The organism is Streptomyces sp. NPDC054842 (genome assembly GCF_053611025.1).
The window spans coordinates 1-16,168 of the sequence record NZ_JBSGZN010000046.1 but is presented as its reverse complement, the minus strand read 5'-3'; the positions used below and the strand labels follow the sequence as shown (position 1 = coordinate 16,168).

At 73.4% G+C, this 16,168-nt stretch carries 11 protein-coding genes and 1 pseudogene; 9 read left to right on the top strand and 3 right to left on the bottom strand.

Going from position 1 to position 16,168, the window contains the following annotated elements:
- Nucleotides 1-63: 63 nt before the first annotated feature.
- From ACWGIS_RS28820 to ACWGIS_RS28795, 6 genes are all read left to right on the top strand, one after another.
- Complete coding sequence (locus ACWGIS_RS28820; RefSeq protein WP_453365382.1) at nt 64-2,856, top strand: SpoIIE family protein phosphatase; 2,793 nt, start codon at nt 64-66, stop codon at nt 2,854-2,856.
- A gap of 329 nt (nt 2,857-3,185) precedes the next feature.
- A complete protein-coding gene (locus ACWGIS_RS28815) occupies nt 3,186-3,374 on the top strand; it encodes a hypothetical protein (RefSeq protein ID WP_453365381.1) in 189 nt (62 codons plus the stop codon).
- A gap of 13 nt (nt 3,375-3,387) precedes the next feature.
- The gene (locus tag ACWGIS_RS28810) at nt 3,388-4,098 is read left to right on the top strand and encodes a hypothetical protein (RefSeq protein ID WP_453365380.1); all 711 of its coding nucleotides are present in this window, start codon (nt 3,388-3,390) and stop codon (nt 4,096-4,098) included.
- Entirely contained in the window at nt 4,095-5,081 is a 987-nt protein-coding gene (locus ACWGIS_RS28805) for a DUF6895 family protein (RefSeq protein ID WP_453365379.1), read from the top strand. The genes ACWGIS_RS28810 and ACWGIS_RS28805 overlap by 4 nt, the downstream gene beginning before the upstream one ends.
- Nucleotides 5,078-5,998, top strand: a complete 921-nt coding sequence (locus ACWGIS_RS28800; protein WP_453365378.1) for a DUF6895 family protein — start codon at nt 5,078-5,080, stop codon at nt 5,996-5,998. Before ACWGIS_RS28805 ends, ACWGIS_RS28800 begins: the two co-directional genes overlap by 4 nt.
- Nucleotides 5,995-7,113 (top strand): serine hydrolase domain-containing protein, encoded by a 1,119-nt coding sequence (locus tag ACWGIS_RS28795; protein WP_453365377.1) that lies wholly within the window; start codon nt 5,995-5,997, stop codon nt 7,111-7,113. The genes ACWGIS_RS28800 and ACWGIS_RS28795 overlap by 4 nt, the downstream gene beginning before the upstream one ends.
- 131 nt (nt 7,114-7,244) lie before the next feature.
- Here ACWGIS_RS28795 and ACWGIS_RS28790 read toward each other — a convergent pair whose 3' ends face one another.
- Together ACWGIS_RS28790 and ACWGIS_RS28785 are read right to left on the bottom strand one after the other, a co-directional pair.
- Complete coding sequence (locus tag ACWGIS_RS28790) at nt 7,245-8,609, bottom strand: carbohydrate-binding protein (protein WP_453365376.1); 1,365 nt, start codon at nt 8,607-8,609, stop codon at nt 7,245-7,247.
- Between the two features lie 172 nt (nt 8,610-8,781).
- A complete protein-coding gene (locus ACWGIS_RS28785) occupies nt 8,782-10,446 on the bottom strand; it encodes an alkaline phosphatase D family protein (protein ID WP_453365375.1) in 1,665 nt (554 codons plus the stop codon).
- A 772-nt stretch (nt 10,447-11,218) separates the two neighbouring features.
- Here ACWGIS_RS28785 and ACWGIS_RS28780 point away from each other — a divergent pair.
- Both ACWGIS_RS28780 and ACWGIS_RS28775 read left to right on the top strand, forming a co-directional pair.
- On the top strand, nt 11,219-12,328 hold the full coding sequence (locus ACWGIS_RS28780; RefSeq protein ID WP_453365374.1) for a PP2C family protein-serine/threonine phosphatase: 1,110 nt from the start codon (nt 11,219-11,221) through the stop codon (nt 12,326-12,328).
- A 59-nt stretch (nt 12,329-12,387) separates the two neighbouring features.
- The gene (locus tag ACWGIS_RS28775) at nt 12,388-12,747 is read left to right on the top strand and encodes a hypothetical protein (protein ID WP_453365373.1); all 360 of its coding nucleotides are present in this window, start codon (nt 12,388-12,390) and stop codon (nt 12,745-12,747) included.
- A gap of 63 nt (nt 12,748-12,810) precedes the next feature.
- Here ACWGIS_RS28775 and ACWGIS_RS28770 read toward each other — a convergent pair whose 3' ends face one another.
- On the bottom strand, nt 12,811-13,776 hold the full coding sequence (locus tag ACWGIS_RS28770; RefSeq protein WP_453365372.1) for a YihY/virulence factor BrkB family protein: 966 nt from the start codon (nt 13,774-13,776) through the stop codon (nt 12,811-12,813).
- A gap of 233 nt (nt 13,777-14,009) precedes the next feature.
- Here ACWGIS_RS28770 and glgX point away from each other — a divergent pair.
- Nucleotides 14,010-16,137, top strand: a pseudogene (gene glgX, locus ACWGIS_RS28765) (glycogen debranching protein GlgX).
- The last annotated feature ends 31 nt before the right edge of the window (nt 16,138-16,168 follow it).

The window sequence follows — 16,168 nt, the reverse complement described above, 5'->3', positions numbered from 1 at the left end:
GCCGCCGTTCGCCCAGTGTGTGCCCTCTCGCCTCCAGCCGCCCGGCAGTGTAGACATGGGCACATGGTCCGACTATTGGGTCGATCCCGGGCTCGGTCGACCCGCCGGCACGACGCTCGGCGCACCGGGCGTGAGCGCGCTCGCGGAACGCACGCGCAGCGAGCGCGGCACGTGCCGCACAGACCGTCCGGACGGCGGGGCGCACCGGGCGGCGGGCACGGGCCCGCCGCCGGTCTGCGGTCGGCGCTGAGCGGGCGCAGTGTCGCGGGCCAGGTGTTCGTCTTCCAGCTGGTGATCGTGCTGATGCTGGTGGTCTCCGGGGTCGTCGCGCTGGTGCTCCAGGTGCGGCACGACAGCACGCAGGAGGCCCGCAACCGTTCGCTGGCGGTCGCCGAGACCTTCGCCAACGCGCCGGGCACCCTGGCCGCCCTCGGCAGCCCGGACCCCACGGCGATCCTCCAGCCGCGAGCCGAGGCGGCCCGCAAGGCGTCCCGGGTGGACTTCATCGTCGTGCTCGACACCGACGGGATCCGCTACACGCACCCCAAACCGGACCGGATCGGCAAGAAGTTCGTGGGGACGCTCGAGCCCGCGCTGGCCGGCCGTTCCTTCACCGAGGAGATCACCGGCACGATCGGGCCCCTGGTCCAGGCCGTGGTCCCCGTCGAGCGGGCCGACGGGTCGGTCGCCGGCCTGGTGTCGGCCGGGATCACCACCGCGAACGTCGGCGGTGCGGCCGACCGCCAGCTGCCGATCCTGCTGGCCGCCGCGGGGGCGGCCCTGATCCTCGCGACGGCGGGCGCGGCGCTCGTCAGCAGACGGCTGCTGCGGCAGACGCACGGCCTCGGCCCGTACGAGATGACCCGGATGTACGAACACCACGACGCGGTGCTGCACGCCGTCCGCGAGGGCGTCATCATCGCCGGCGGCGAGGGACGGCTGCTGCTGGCCAACGACGAGGCGCAACGCCTGCTCGGGCTGCCGGAGGACGCCGAGGGACGGCACGTCCTGGAACTCGGCCTCGACCCCGGCACGGCGGAACTGCTGGCGTCGGGACGCGTCGCGACGGACGAGGTGCACCTGGTCGGCGACCGCCTCCTGGCGATCAACCAGCGCCCCACCGACCTGAGGGGCGGACCGCCCGGCAGCGTCGCCACGCTCCGCGACTCCACCGAGCTGCGTGCCCTGTCCGGCCGCGCGGACGTGGCCCGCGAGCGGCTGAAGCTGCTGTACGACGCCGGGCTGGGCATCGGTTCCAGCCTGGACGTGGTCCGCACCTGCGAGGAGCTGGCCGAGCTGGCCGTCCCCCGGTTCGCGGACTTCACCACCGTCGATCTGGCCGACGCCGTGCTGGACGGCGAGGAACCCGAGGCCGTCACGGAGCTGCGGCGCACCGCGTCCGCCGGCATCCGCAAGGACGCGCCCCTGTATCCGGTGGGCGAGCGCATCGTCTTCGTCGACAGCTCGCCGCAGGCCCGCAGCCTGCGCACCGGCCAGGCCCTGGTGGAGCCCGACCTGAAGGAGGCCCCGGGCTGGCTCGCCCAGGACCAGGAGCGCTCCGCGCAGGTGGTGGCGTACGGGATCCACTCGCTGATCACCGTGCCGGTGCGGGTGGGCCCGCTGGTGATGGGAGTCGTCAACTTCTGGCGCTCCGAGAAGCCCGAGCCGTTCGACCTGGAGGAGCTGACCCTCGCCGAGGAACTGGTGGCCCGGGCGGCGGTCTCCGTCGACAACGCCCGCCGCTTCACCCGCGAGCACACGATGGCGGTGACGCTCCAGCGCAGTCTGCTGCCGCGCAGCCTGCCCGAGCAGAGCGCCCTGGACATCGCCTACCGCTACCTCCCGGCGCAGGCGGGCGTGGGCGGGGACTGGTTCGACGTGCTCCCCCTGTCCGGCGCCCGGGTGGCGCTCGTGGTCGGGGACGTGGTGGGCCACGGGCTGCACGCCGCGGCCACGATGGGCCGGCTGCGCACCGCGGTCCACAACTTCTCCGCCCTGGACCTGCCGCCCGACGAACTCCTCTCCCTCCTCGACGAACTGGTCGGCCGCATCGACCAGGACGAGGCCGCGGAGGAGAGCAACGCCGCGATCACCGGCGCGACGTGCCTGTACGCCATCTACGACCCGGTGTCCCGGCGATGCTCCGTCGCCCGCGCCGGTCATCCGCCGCCGGCGGTGGTCGCTCCCGACGGCCGCGTGGAGTTCGCCGAGGTGCCCGCGGGCCCGCCCCTGGGACTCGGCGGCCTGCCGTTCGAGACCGCCGAGCTCGAACTGGCCGAGGGCAGTCGGCTGGTGCTCTACACGGACGGGCTGGTCGAGGACCGGGAGCGGGACATCGACGCCGGTCTCGAACTGCTGAGCACCGCCCTGTCCGAGGCGGACCCGTCGCCGGAGAACACCTGCCGGGCGGTCCTGGACGCCCTGCTCCCGCCGCGTCCGAGCGACGACATCGCCCTGATCGTGGCCGGCACCCGGGCGCTGGGCCCCGACCGGGTGGCCGAGTGGCGGGTGCCGCCCGACCCGGCGGCCGTCGGCGAGGTGCGCGCCTCGGTCACCCGCCGGCTCGCGGAGTGGGGCCTGGACGACATGGCCTTCACGACCGAGCTGATCCTGAGTGAGCTGGTCACCAACGCGATCCGGTACGGCGGCGAGCCGATCCGGGTCCGTGTGCTGCGCGACCGCAGCCTGATCTGCGAGGTCTTCGACAGCAGCAACACCTCGCCCCACCTGCGCTACGCGGCGAGCACCGACGAGGGGGGCCGCGGGCTGTTCCTGGTCGCGCAGCTCTCCGACCGCTGGGGCACCCGCTACACCCCGGCGGGCAAGGTCATCTGGGCGGAGCAGCCCCTTCCCTGACACCGGTGGCGGTGCCTCACCCGCCGTGTGCGGGAGGAGCGTTCGTCCCGCCGGAGCTCTCGGCGCCAGGCGACGACCGGCCGGGGGGCGCCATGGCCGCGAACCCGAGTACCCCAACTGCCCTCTGCGTAACGATAAATTCCGCATTCAATTTTTCGGCCGTTCAATCACTTCCCGTGCCTGCCGCGGGCATTCGCCGTTCCGGGGCCGGACGGAAACGCGGAAACCCTTGTCATCACTGGGCCGAGCCCGTTCCTTTTGCACATCCGCGCCCGAGGCGTTCAACTGGAAATGGAGAACTACGTATCTCTCGCAAAGGGGATGGTGGTATGTCTTCCACCGAGTTTCTGACCGACGACATCACCGAAGTCCAGGGCATCGACGTGGAGGCGGCGCTCGACCCGGTCGAGGCCGACGGCCAATTCCGTGACAGCCGCGAGTGCGCCGCGCTCGCCCTGTCCTCCGGAACCGGCAACCTCCTGTTGTCGCCTCCGACGCCGCGGCCCAAGAAGGGCTGACGGGGGAATCCGAATGGAGCAGTCTGGCACTCCGACCCGATTGTCGGTCGCCGTGCAGGACCTTGCATCGGACGTGGTCTCCGCCCTTCGGGGCGGGGACCCCTTTCGAGTGTCCGGCAAGGTGGCGGCACGCGAGGCATCCGAGGCGAACGGCGATCCCGCACTGGCCGCCGTACGCGTCCTGGGAGCCGACGCGCTGCTGCCCGTCGTCCTGCGGCGCGCGCCCGCCGACCACGAGGACCTGCTCGTCTTCGACCTGGCCGTGCGGGCCTTCCCGCCGCCGGCCGACGCCTCCCCCACCTCCGTGTGGAGCCACTGGGCGATGCGGCGGACGCTGATGCGGCTCGACGCGTCCTTCGACGGTTCACCGGGGGACCATGCCGAACCCGGGGTCACGTGGCTGGAGGACGCCTCCTGGCAGTTCCTGACCCGTCAACTCGCCGTGCTGGCACCGCTGGCGGTGCCGGGGGGCGACTGCGGGGTGCTGCGCGCGGCCCGGCGGCGCCCCGTCGACGTCGCCCGCGGGTTCGTCCGGGCGGTCCGCCGCCGCGACTGGCTCCAGGCGGCCGGGGCGGGACGCTGGCTGGCGCTCCTCGACGGGGTGCCGGACACGCTGGGACTGGAGACCGGCCTGGAGTTCGTCGCCCAGATGGGGGCCGGCGATCCGCGGGTGGCCCTCCAGGTCCGGGCGGCGCAGTTGATGCGGGCCGGAGCACCGGTGTGACGGCGCGCGACGTCCGCGGGGTCGCCGAGGCCGCGCTGGCCTGGGTCTCCGGCAGCCGCGCGGGTTTCCGGCTCGGCGACGGCGCGCTCGCCCCGGACGGGGACGTGAACACCAGCTGGAAGCCGCTCGGTGAACTCGCCCAGGTGTGCGTCTGCGTCCGCCGGGCCACCGACCCCGCCGACCCGCTGCACCGCACCGCCTCCGACCTGCTCGACTTCGCCTGGCATCAGACGGACAAGGGCGCCCTCTTCCACGAGTTGCAGCACCTGGAGCCCTTCGCGACGTACCCGCTGGAGGTCTACGCGGCGTTCGCCTCGGCCGGCCTGCGGCACCGCGGCTACGAGAACGCCGCCACGACGGTGGCCCGCACCCGCGGCTGGCGGGTGACGGAGCAGGAGCCCAACCGCCGGCTGAGCGTGCTCAACTCCGAGCGGCGCGGCGGCATTCCGGAGCACGGCGACTTCCCGGAGGCGCTGCGGCGCACCTGGCTGGGCGGCCTCCCGGAGCCCTGGACCTTCGAGCGGGCCGCCGGATACACCCTCACCCACGTGGTCTTCCACCTCACCGACTGGGGCCTGCTCCCGCAGGGGGTGCCGCCGTCGGTCGCGACGTACCTGCGGCACTGGCTCCCGCCGTGGCTCGACACCTGCCTGGAGGACGGGCAGTGGGACCTGAGCTGCGAACTGCTGGCCGTGGCCGCGAGTCTGCCCCGGCTGCCCGAGCGGGCGGTCCTCCAGGACGCGTGGACGAGACTCGCCGCGGCGCAGCACGACGACGGCTCGGTTCCCGAGGTCGGCCCCGCCCCCGGCGGCCGGGCGGCGGTCACGGGCTTCGCCGCCTGCTACCACTCGACGCTGATGGCGGCCTTCGCCGCCGCCCTCACCCTCGACCGCCTCGACGGCGACGCAACCGCGGGCGCCGCGGCAGCGCCCCTCCCGCGGGCGACACGGCAGGGCCGCAACGGACAAGGAGCGCCGGGATGACCAGTACCCGCCTCATCCACACCGTCGGGGTCGGCGCCATCGAGTGGCTGCACGCCCACCGCGACGGCTTCCGGCTGGAGACGGACGTCGATCCGGAAGTCGGCTTCCTCGAACGCTTCAAGCCGGTCGGTGAACTGGCGCTGATCTGCAAGGTGTTGTTCCGGGAGGGCGTGGCCGGTTCGCGACAGGCCGAGCTGGCACGGCAGTTGCTCGACCACGCCTGGCGGAACACCCTCGACGGCGGCCGGATGCTGGTCCGCGGGCAGCGCACCGAGCCCGTCTCCCCCATCCCGTTCGAGGTGTACCTCCCGTTCAAGGAACTGGGGTACAGCCAACCCGGGCTGGAGGAGGGCATCCTGCTCAACCACCGGCTGCTCAGCACCGCCGCCTTCGAGATGCCGCCCGTGCGCCGGCTCGGACTCTCCGCGTTCCAGCGCCGCTTCGGGCTCACGCCCCGGCCACCGGAGACCGACGTCATCGGCAGGACGTGGCTGGGCCGCACCCCCGAACCCTGGACCGTCGAGGGGCACATCGCCTACGACATCACGCACACCGTCTTCCACCTCACCGACTGGGGCGAGCGGCCCGAGGCGCTGCCGCCCCGCATCGCCGACTACCTCGCCCTCTGGCTGCCGGTGTGGCTGGACGACTGGCTGGACCTCCAGCGCTGGGACCTGCTCGGCGAACTGCTGGTGGTCGACGCCTGCCTGCCGGAGCCCAGCCTCGACGAGCGGGCCTGGGAGGGCTTCGCCGCCGCCCAGCAGCCCGACGGCGCGATGCCCGCGCTGCGCGCCATGCCGGAGGGTGAGCCCGACGAGGTGTTCGACCTCGTCTACCACCCGACCCTGGTGGCCGCGTTCGCGTCGGTGCTGGCCACATCCCGCGCGCTGTCGCGGCTGGCGACGGCCCCGGCATGACCGTCCGGCCCGCGCCCTGGCCGGGCGCGCCCCACGGCGCCGACACCCCGTCCGCACCGGACGCGGCGAACGCACCGGAGGCACCGGGCGCGCCGACGGGACCGCCCGTGGACGCGGAGGCCGTCCGGCGGCGGCTCGACGCCGCCGTGGCCGCCGTCGACGCGCCCGACGTCGTCTTCGCCCTGTCCCGGCACGGACACCGCACCGTGCGCTCGGGCGGCACCGCCCCGCCGCCGCCCGTGCCCCGCTCCGCGCTGCGGTACGAGATCGGCTCGGCCTCGAAAACGTTCACCGGGCTCCTGTTCGCCCAGCTGACCCGCACCGGCGCGGTCTCCGGCGGCGAACCGGCCGCCGCCCTCCTGGACCCGGGCCACGAGACGTCACGGCACCCGGTCACGCTCGCCCACCTGATCACCCACACCTCCGGGCTGCCCGCGCTGCCCGCCGACTTCTTCCCGCGGGCGCTGCCCACCTGGCGCACCAACCCTTACGCGGGCTACCCCACCGAGCGGGTGGTCGACGCGTTCCTGCGGGCCCGGCCTCGGCACCGGCCCGGCACGCGCTGGCACTACTCCAACTTCGCCGTCGCCGTACTCGGCCACGCCCTGGTCGCGGCGACCGCGACACCGTGGGAGGAACTGGTCGCGGCCCGGGTGCTGCGCCCCCTGGGGCTGACCGGGGTCGCCCTGAGCGCCGGGGGTCCGGGGACCGACGCCACCGGGCACCGCAAGGACGGCACGACCCGTACGCCGCCGCTGGTCGTCGGAGGGTTCCAGGCGGCCGGCGCCGTCCGGGCCGCCCCGCACGACCTCCTCACGTTCCTGGAGGCCCACCTGGAGCCGTCCCGGTCACCGCTGACGGGCGCGCTGCACGCGGTCCGGCGCCCGGTGCTCCGGCGCGGGTTCGGACACCGGCACACGCACACGGTGGCGTGGTTCCAGCACCCCACCGGGCACGGGCCGATGTACTTCCACTGCGGGGCGACGCTCGGGCAGCAGGCGTTCCTCGGCTTCCACCCGGGCACCGGCACCGCGCTGGCCGCCGTGTGCACGCGCCGGTTCCGCGCCCGCGACGCCTTCGTGCCCACCGCGTACGCGCTGCTGGCCGAGCCGTAGCGGGCGCACGGGCGCGAGGACGCCTGCCGCCGCCGTGGGCCGCGCCTTGCGAACGCCGGCGGGGCCGGGGCCGGGGCCGCGGTCCGGCCGGCGTTCGGCGACGGTGACGGCGGTTCCTCGCGGACGTCCCGTCAGAGGCGCTGCCAGAGAGCGGGGGTGAGCGCCGGCTGCCAGGCGCCCTGGGCCTGGTGACCCTGGAGGCACTGGTAGGTGACGCCGTCGTACTTCACCCGGGTGCCGGTGTCGTAGATCCGGCCCGCCGACCAGCCGCCCTGCTGACCGTCCTGCGCGGTGGGCGTACCCGACTGCCCGGTGCTGGTCTTCAGGGTGAGGCCGTACTCGCTGAGCAGCGGGTTGACCGGCTGGTAGAACGTCGTCCCGCCGCTCTTGCAGTCCCCCGAGCCGCCCGAGGTGACGCCCTGTGCCTGGGTGCCCGAGACGTACGAGCCGCCGGAGTCGCCCGGCTCGGCGCACACCGTCGTGCGGGTCACGTTCTCGACCGTGCCCTCGGAGTAGGTGACGCTGGTGCCGTGCTCCTCGACCGTGCCGCAGTGCCAGCCGGTGGTGGAACCGGAACGGCAGATGGCGGCGCCGACGAGCGCCTGCACGGAGCCGGCGATCTCCACGTTCTTGTCGCCTTCGCCCTTGACGGTGGCGGTCGTGGTCCAGTCGCCGGTGACGGCCACCCACGACATGTCGTTCTTGGGGAAGACGGACGCCTGGAAGGTGCCCTGGGCCACCTTGTTGAAGCCGGTGGTCTTGGCGCCCGCCTTCCCGCAGTGGCCGGCGCTCGCGAAGCCCTGCTGCTCGCCCTTGGTGACGGAGAACCCGACGGAGCACCGGGCCTGCTCGTCGATGTAGTAGGCGTCGCCGCCCCTGACGTCGTGCAGGGCGCGCGGCCGGTCCGGGGACACCTTGACGTCGACGAGGCCCCGCTCCACCCCGGCCGCCTTGACGACCGCGTCCGCCGCGGCCTGGCTCGTCGCCTGGAGGGTCACCTGGTTGGCCCGTACGTCGACGTACCGCACCGGCGTGTCGACGCCCTTGGCACCGGCGGTGGCGCGGTCCAGCTTCTCCTTCAGGGCGGTGAGCTCCGCCAGTCCCCGCTTGACGACCACGGCCCGGGCGCCGCCCGCCTCGATGGCCGGGACGGTGGCGGCGTCGGTGGTCGCGACGGTGAGCTCGGCGGAGGTCGGGCCCTTCACCCAGGCTCCCGCGAAGCGCGAGCCCAGTGAGTTCTGGAGCCGGCCGGCGCGGGTGCCGGCCTCCGCCTCGTTCACCAGACGGGCCTTGGCCTGACCGCCTGTCAGGCCGAGGTCCCGCTGGAGGGCGCGCAGCAGCGTCGCCGACGGCTTGTCGGCGCCGAGGGTCTGCGCGGCGGAGGGCGCCGCCGCCGGCACGGGGTCGCCCGCCGCGGTCGCGGGCGGCCCCGTCAGTGCGAGCGTGCCGAGCACGGTGAGCGCGGCACAACCTGCGCCGGCGTATCTGTGGACCATCGGTGTCTCCTCGGGTTCGGAGCGAAAGGGCTTCGAAACCGTAGGTTTTGCCGCAAAACGATCGAACGATGTCTGGTTCGCGCCCGTTCCGCGCATTGGCCGACACGAAGGGCCCGCCCGGCGGAGTGCCGAGGGCCCCCGCCGGCGCCTGACGCTCCACCAGAGACGTCTCTCAGGCGGGCTTGAGGCCCGGGTTGCCGGCCTCCGTCACGAAGGACGCGGCCGTGGAGATCGGCGCGCCCGGCGTCGTCACCGCGGACACCGTCTTGAAGTCGGCCCGCGCCGCGTCCTTCCCGAGTTCGACCCGCAGATAACCGCGCCGCCCGTTGTAGAACCTCAGATGCGGATTGGCCTTGGTGTAGGTCTCCCAGTTGCCCGGTTTCTCGGCGCCGTCCTTGCCGCTGGCCACGGACGTGGCGACGAGCTCCGTGCCGAGGGTCCGCGAGCCGGGGTCGTCGAAGGACTCCTTGATGTCGAAGGCGTAGCCCACGTGGACGTCGCCCGTGAGCACCATCAGGTTCTTGATCCCGGCCGACTTGACCCCGGCGAGCACCCGGTCGCGGGAGGCGCGGTAGCCGTCCCAGGCGTCCATGGAGACCTTCGCCGGGTCGTTCAGGTCGAGTTTCCTCTGGGAGAAGCAGACCTGTTGCGGCACCACGTTCCACACGGCGTTCGAGGAGCGCCAGCCGCTGATCAGCCAGTCCTCCTGGGCCGCCCCGGTGATGGTGCGCCCGGGGTCGTCGGACTCGGGGCCGGGCACGTGCTGCACGTCGCCGTACGCCTGGTCCGAGCGGTACTGGCGGGTGTCGAGGACGTCGAACTGGGCCAGCGAGCCCCACTGGATGCGGCGGTAGAGCTGGGCGTCGGGCCCGTTGGGCAGCTGGGCGGCGCGCAGCGGCTGGTTCTCCCAGTAGGCGCGGTAGGCGGCTGCCCGCCGCAGCAGGAACTCCTCCGGCGGGTCGTTCTTCTCGTCGACGGCGCCGGCGTAGTTGTTCTCGGTCTCGTGGTCGTCCCAGGTGACGACGAAGGGATGGGCGGCGTGGGAGGCCCGCAGGTCGGGGTCGCTCTTGTAGAGGGCGTACCGCAGCCGGTAGTCCTCCAGCGTCTTGGCCTCGCGGTTGAAGACGTCGGGCAGCTTGCGGTCCGTGTAGCCGCGGGCGCCGCCCTCGGAGTTCACGGCGTACTCGTACAGGTAGTCGCCGAGGTGGAAGACGATGTCGACGTCGTCCTGGGAGAGATGGCGGTGCGCCGTGAAGTAGCCGTCGTGGTAGGCCTGGCAGGAGACGGCGGCGAAGGTGAGCTTCGCGGTGGCGGCGGCGGTGGCCGGCGCGGTGCGGGTGCGGCCGGTCTCGCTGATCCAGGCACCCGTCCGGAACCGGTAGAAGTACTCGCGGTCGGCGGCCAGGCCCTCGACCTCGATGTGCAGGGAGTGGTTGTACTCGGGCAGGGCGGTGGCGATCCCGGTGCGGACGACCATGCGGAACCGCTCGTCGGACGCCACCTCCCACTGCACGAGCACCGACCTCTGGCCCAGTCCGCCACCCGGTTCGTACGGCGACGGCGCGAGCCGGGTCCACAGCAGCACCGAGCTGGGGGTCGGGTCCCCGGAGGCGATGCCCAGGGTGAAGGGGTTGTCGGAGATCCTCGCCGAGTCGAGCGCCGCGGCGCGGGCGGCACCGGGGGTCGGCAGGTTGGTCGAGAAGGCGAGGGCCGCGGCGGCGGCGGTGACGGTGAGGAAGCGGCGGCGCCCGAAGTGCCGGGCGGCGGCTCGCAGTTCGGGGTCATGGGCGGAGGGCGTGTGCTGCGGCAGCGCTCTGTGACGGCCTGCTCGGGTCATGTGGTCTCCTCTCACGGCGGCGTGCGCGGGGCCCTATGACTTCCGTACGTCGAACGACAGGGCAGCGGACTCGTGCATGCTAAACAGACAATGATCGCAATTCCGGCAGGCGGGGTGGTCCGCGAGCGTCCCGGCCGCGACCGTCGTCCGTACGGCAGCGGAAGAGAGTTGACGCGGCGTCGGATGCGGGGGTCCGGTAGGTGACGGTGCGTCGGACGCTGCGGCGAGACGGGAGGCGTCGGCGCGTGGGGCGCCCGGAGGGGACGACAGGGGGCGCGGCACCGGGCGGCGGGCAAAACGGGGCGACGGTCAGCGCGGCACCGGACGGGACGGACAGGACGGCTGACGGGGGGCGCGGCACCGGACGCCAGGGACAGGCCGGGACGAGAGCCGGCGGGCACGTCGGACCTCCGGCGGGGCGGCAGGCGACGAGGGGCCGGGGGTGGCGGGGCGGGAGCAGTCCTGCCGGACGAGGCGTCGCGGGAGCAGTCCTGGTGGATGCCGTGAGGCGGGAGCAGTCCTGCCGGACGAGGCGTCGCGGGAGCAGTCCTGGTGGATGCCGTGAGGCGGGAGCAGTCCTTCCGGACGAGGCGGAGCGGGAGTCGCCGTGCATCCGGCCGTTCCGGGAGGCCCGGGTGGTCCCCGCGCCCCGCGGTTCGCCGAGTGAAGCCCTCTTCGCCCGCCCGTGAGGTTCCCGACGAGCGGGTCCCGACCGGCACCCCGAGTGCGCCCGGCGCCCGGACGGAGGAGCGTGGGGGTGAGGAGGGCTGCCATGGGTGTGACCATGTCCCGGCGCGGGGACGGCGAGGACCGCGGCTGGCTGCGCGGCGCGGCACCGCCCCCGCGCTGGGTGCGGGCGCTTCCCGTCGTGCTGCTGCTGGGCGTCGGCATCGCCGAGCTCGTGAGCGGCAGGCCGCTGGACATCGGCTTCCTGCTGGGAGCCATCCCGTCGCTTGCCGTGCTCTCCTACGGGCCGGCCGCCACCGCCGCGTTCGGCGGCGTCGTGGTCGTCCTGCTGAACATCCCTGCCCTGCACATCAACCATCCCGGCAACACCGACCTGTTGACCATCACCTTCATCGCGGCCCTGAGTGTCTTCGTGTCCCTCGTGCGCAGCCGGCGCGACGCCCAGCTGGTCTCCGTGCGCAGTGTCGCGGAGGCGGTCCAGCTCGCCGTCCTGCCACCGCTCGCCGAGCGCATCGGTCCCGTGCGCTGCTCCGGTCTGTACCGGGCGGCCCAGCACGGGACGCTGGTGGGCGGCGACTTCTTCGACGTGCGCGACGGCCCGTTCGGCGTGCGCGCGGTGATGGGCGACGTCCAGGGGCACGGCCTGTCGGCGGTCGGGACGGTCGCCTCGCTCCTAGGGGCGTTCCGGGAGGCGGTGCTCGACCGGCGGGAACTGACGTCGGTGGCCGGTCGGCTCGACCGCCGGCTGTCCGTGGACTCGGCCGCGACCCCGCACTCCGAGCTGTTCGCCACCGCCCTGGTGCTGGAGTTCTCCGAGGACGCCGATGCCGTACGGATCGTGTCCTGCGGCCATCCGCAGCCGCTCCTCCTGCGGGACGGCAAGGCCGTCGAGATCGAGGTGGAACCCGCGGCGCCGCTCGGGGTCGGGCTCCTCGGCCTGTCCCCGCCCCGTGAGTGCCGGGTACCGCTGAAGCGTGGCGACCGGCTGCTGCTGGTGTCCGACGGGGTGACCGAGACGCGGGACGCGGCCGGCGCGTTCTATCCCCTGGTGGACCGGCTGACCGCCTTCGCCGACACCGCCCCCGAGGCTCTGGTGGACCTGGTCTGGGCGGACCTCGTGCGCTTCGGCACCACGATCCGCGACGACGTGACGATCCTGCTCCTCACCCCGCGGCCGGAGGACGGCAGGGACTGACGGCGTGCCTGGGGCGGGGGTTCCGGGGCATACGGACGCCATCGGGGAGGAGAGGTTGCATGGATCTGGCACGAGGAAGCGGTGGCGATGCCGAGGGCTGGCTGTGGGCGCTGGGGGCTCTCGCGCTGTACGCCGTGATCAGCTACGGGCTGCAGTACCGGGCCCGCGCGCGGCGCGGCTCGCGGCACCCGGCCAGTGACGCGCTGCACGACCTCAAGGACCGCGAGGAACCGCAGCGGCCGGCACAGCGCGTCATCAGCCGCGTGATCATGCTGGGCGGGGCGCTGGTCACGGTGCTGGTCGCGTTCACGACGTCCGGAGCGCTGCGCGTGGTGGCCACCGGTCTCACCGCCCTGGTCGCCGTGGGCGCGTGGGCGTACTACGACCACCGCACGGAGGTGCCCGCCTCGTCCCGCTGAGGCGGGGAAGCCCCCCGGGCCGGACTCACGGGAGTCCGGCCCGGGGCGTTTTCCGGAGGGGTCTCACGGGCCCGGTCCCGGGTCCGGCCGCACCGCCTCGGCGATCCCCGCGCGGGCCGCTTCGAGCTGGGCGGCGAAGGCGATGCCGAGGAACAGGGCGACCCCGGTCAGGTTGGCCCACAGCAGGAGCGCCACGAAGGCCGTCAGAGGCCCGTACAGGGCGCCGAAGGAACCGCTCTCGGCGACGTAGAAGGCGAGCAGCCAGGTGGCCGCGACCCACAACACGAGGTGCACGGCCGAGCCGAAGGCGAGCCAGGTGTAGCCCGGCTGGTCCCGGCGGGGTGCCCAGCGGAAGATCACGGCCGAGGCCACCCAGGCGAGCGCGATGCCCACCGGCACCTGGATCGCTCCCCACCAGTCGAGGCTGCCCCCGGGCAGGCCGAGCGCCTCGACCACCGAGTCGCCCACGGCCTCGCCCGCGACGAGGACCAGGAAACCCAGGACCATGGGCATGCCGGCGGCGAGCGCGAGCAGCAGCGACCTGCCGTACTTCCGCAGGAAGGGCCGGTCGCGTTCGATGCCGTAGATGCGGTTGGCCCCCCGCTCGACCTGGCCCATCGCCGAGGCCAGGTTGAGCACCGCGAAGGCGAGGCCCACCCACATGGCGACGGCGCTCCACACCCCCGTACCGGCGCTGCGGCGCGTCTTGTCCAGGGCGTCCTCCACCAGGTCCGTGCTGGCGCCCGGCACGATCCGGCTCAGGGTGAGCTCGATGACCCGCCCCACGCTCTCGGTGTGCACGGTGGTGGCCACGCCGACCAGGGCGATGGTGAACGGCACCATGCCGAGGACCACCTGGAAGCCGAGGGAGCGCGCGCTCGTGAAGCCGTCGGCGTAGCGGAACCGGGAGAACGCGTCCAGGAACAGGCGGCGGCCGCCGTAGCGGCGCAGTGCGGTCAGCGCCTCGTCGCCGGAGAGTTCCTCCCCGATCATGTCCCGGGTCTGCGGGACGTGCACAGCGGTCCCCATGGTGTGCGTCTCCTCGTGTCGTCCGGCCGGCCCCGCGGGCGGGCCGCCCGCGGGGAGCACGGCCCACCCTGTCGTCTTTCCTGCCGCGGGGGATTCAGCCGCTCGCGGGACGACCGCCCGGGACATCGCTCCCCCGTCGCGTCCCGGCCCCCGGGTGGGGGCCGGCGGCCCGACGGCGCCGCGCCGCGGCGATCGGCGAGCACTCCTAACTGCGGCGTGGTTGGCTGCGGTTCATGCAGACATGGTCAGGACGTCCCTATCCGCTCGGTGCCACCTACGACGGCTCCGGTACGAACTTCGCCCTGTTCTCCGAGTGCGCCGAGAAGGTCGAACTCTGCCTGGTCGACGACGACGGCCGGGAGCGGCGTGTCACGCTCCCCGAGGCCGACGGAGGCGTGTGGCACGGCTATCTGCCGGACGTGCGTCCCGGGCAGCGCTACGGCTACCGCGTGCACGGTCCCTGGAACCCCGCGGAGGGCCTGCGCTGCAACCCGGCCAAGCTCCTCCTCGACCCGTACGCCACCGCCGTGGACGGGCAGATCGACGGCCACCCCTCTCTGACGGGGCACCGGCTGGACGACCCCGGGCGGCCCGACGAACGCGACAGCCTCGGCCACGTCCCGCTGGGTGTGGTCACCGACCACCGGTACGACTGGGAGGGCGACCGCTCACCCGACCGGCCGTACCACCAGTCGGTGATCTACGAGGCTCACGTCAAGGGACTGACGCGGCTGCACCCCGACGTCCCCGAGGAGATCCGCGGCACCTACGCGGGCCTGGCGCACCCGGCGGTCGTGGACCATCTCCAGAAGCTCGGGATCACGGCAGTGGAGCTGATGCCGGTGCACCAGTTCACCCAGGACGGCTTCCTGACCGACAAGGGCCTGTCGAACTACTGGGGTTACAACACCATCGGCTTCTTCGCCCCGCACAACGCCTACTCCTCGGCGGGCAGCAGGGGCGGCCAGGTCGACGAGTTCAAGTCGATGGTCAAGGCTCTGCACCGGGCGGGCATCGAGGTGATCCTCGACGTCGTCTACAACCACACCGCCGAGGGCAACGAGAACGGGCCGACCCTGTCGTTCCGCGGTATCGACAACCGGTCGTACTACCGGCTCGTGGACGACGACCCGGCCCACTACTTCGACACCACCGGCACCGGCAACAGCCTGCTGATGCGCCACCCCAACGTGCTCCAGCTGATCATGGACTCGCTGCGGTACTGGGTCACCGAGATGCACGTCGACGGCTTCCGCTTCGACCTCGCGGCGACCCTCGCGCGCCAGTTCCACGAGGTGGACCGGCTCTCCGCGTTCTTCGACGTGGTCCAGCAGGACCCGGTGATCAGCCGCGTCAAGCTCATCGCGGAGCCCTGGGACATCGGCGACGGCGGCTACCAGGTCGGCAACTTCCCGGCGCTGTGGAGCGAGTGGAACGGCCGCTACCGCGACACGGTCCGCTCCTTCTGGCGCGGTGACGACCACACCGTCGCCGACCTGGCCGGCCGCCTGCTCGGCTCGTCCGACCTGTACCAACGCGACCGCAGGCGGCCGCGCGCGAGCGTCAACTTCGTGGTGGCCCACGACGGTTTCACCCTGCGCGACCTGGTCTCCTACACCGAGCGGCGCAACGACGCGAACGGCGAGGACGGCCGCGACGGCGAGAGCGACAACCGCTCGTTCAACTGCGGGGCCGAGGGCGCCACCCGGGATCCGGACGTGCTGCGGCTGAGGGCCCGCCAGCAGCGGAACATGCTGACCACCCTGCTGCTCTCGCAGGGGGTGCATGATCGCGCACGGCGACGAGCTGGGCCGCACCCAGCAGGGCAACAACAACGCCTACTGCCAGGACAACGAGGTCTCCTGGACGGACTGGGACCTGGACGAGGAGCGCCGCGGCCTGCTGGCCTACACGCGGAGGATCGTGGCGCTGCGGCGCGCGCATCCGGTGCTGCGGCGGCGCCGCTTCCTGCGCGGTCCTGCCGAGGGCACGCCGCCCGAGCGCGCCGACGTGGTGTGGCTGCGGCCCGACGCGGGCGTCATGACCGACGAGGACTGGCAGCGCGGGGACATCCACGCGCTGGGCGTCTACCTGTGCGGCGACGCGATCAGCGAACGCGGCCCGGAGGGTGAGCGGCTGAGCGACGACTCGTTCCTCGTGCTGTTCAACGCCTGGCGGGAGCCGTTGCCGTTCCGGCTGCCGTCCGCGTCCTTCGGGGACATGTGGCGGACCGTCGCGGACACGGCCGACCCGGCGGGCGAGGAGTCCGACGAGACCGAGTTCAAGGCGGGGGTCCGGCTGACGGTCGACGCGCACAGCATGCTCGTACTCGGCCGCCCCCACCGGACACCGGACGCCTGACCGCCGGCACCGCGCCCGGACCGGGCGCGGT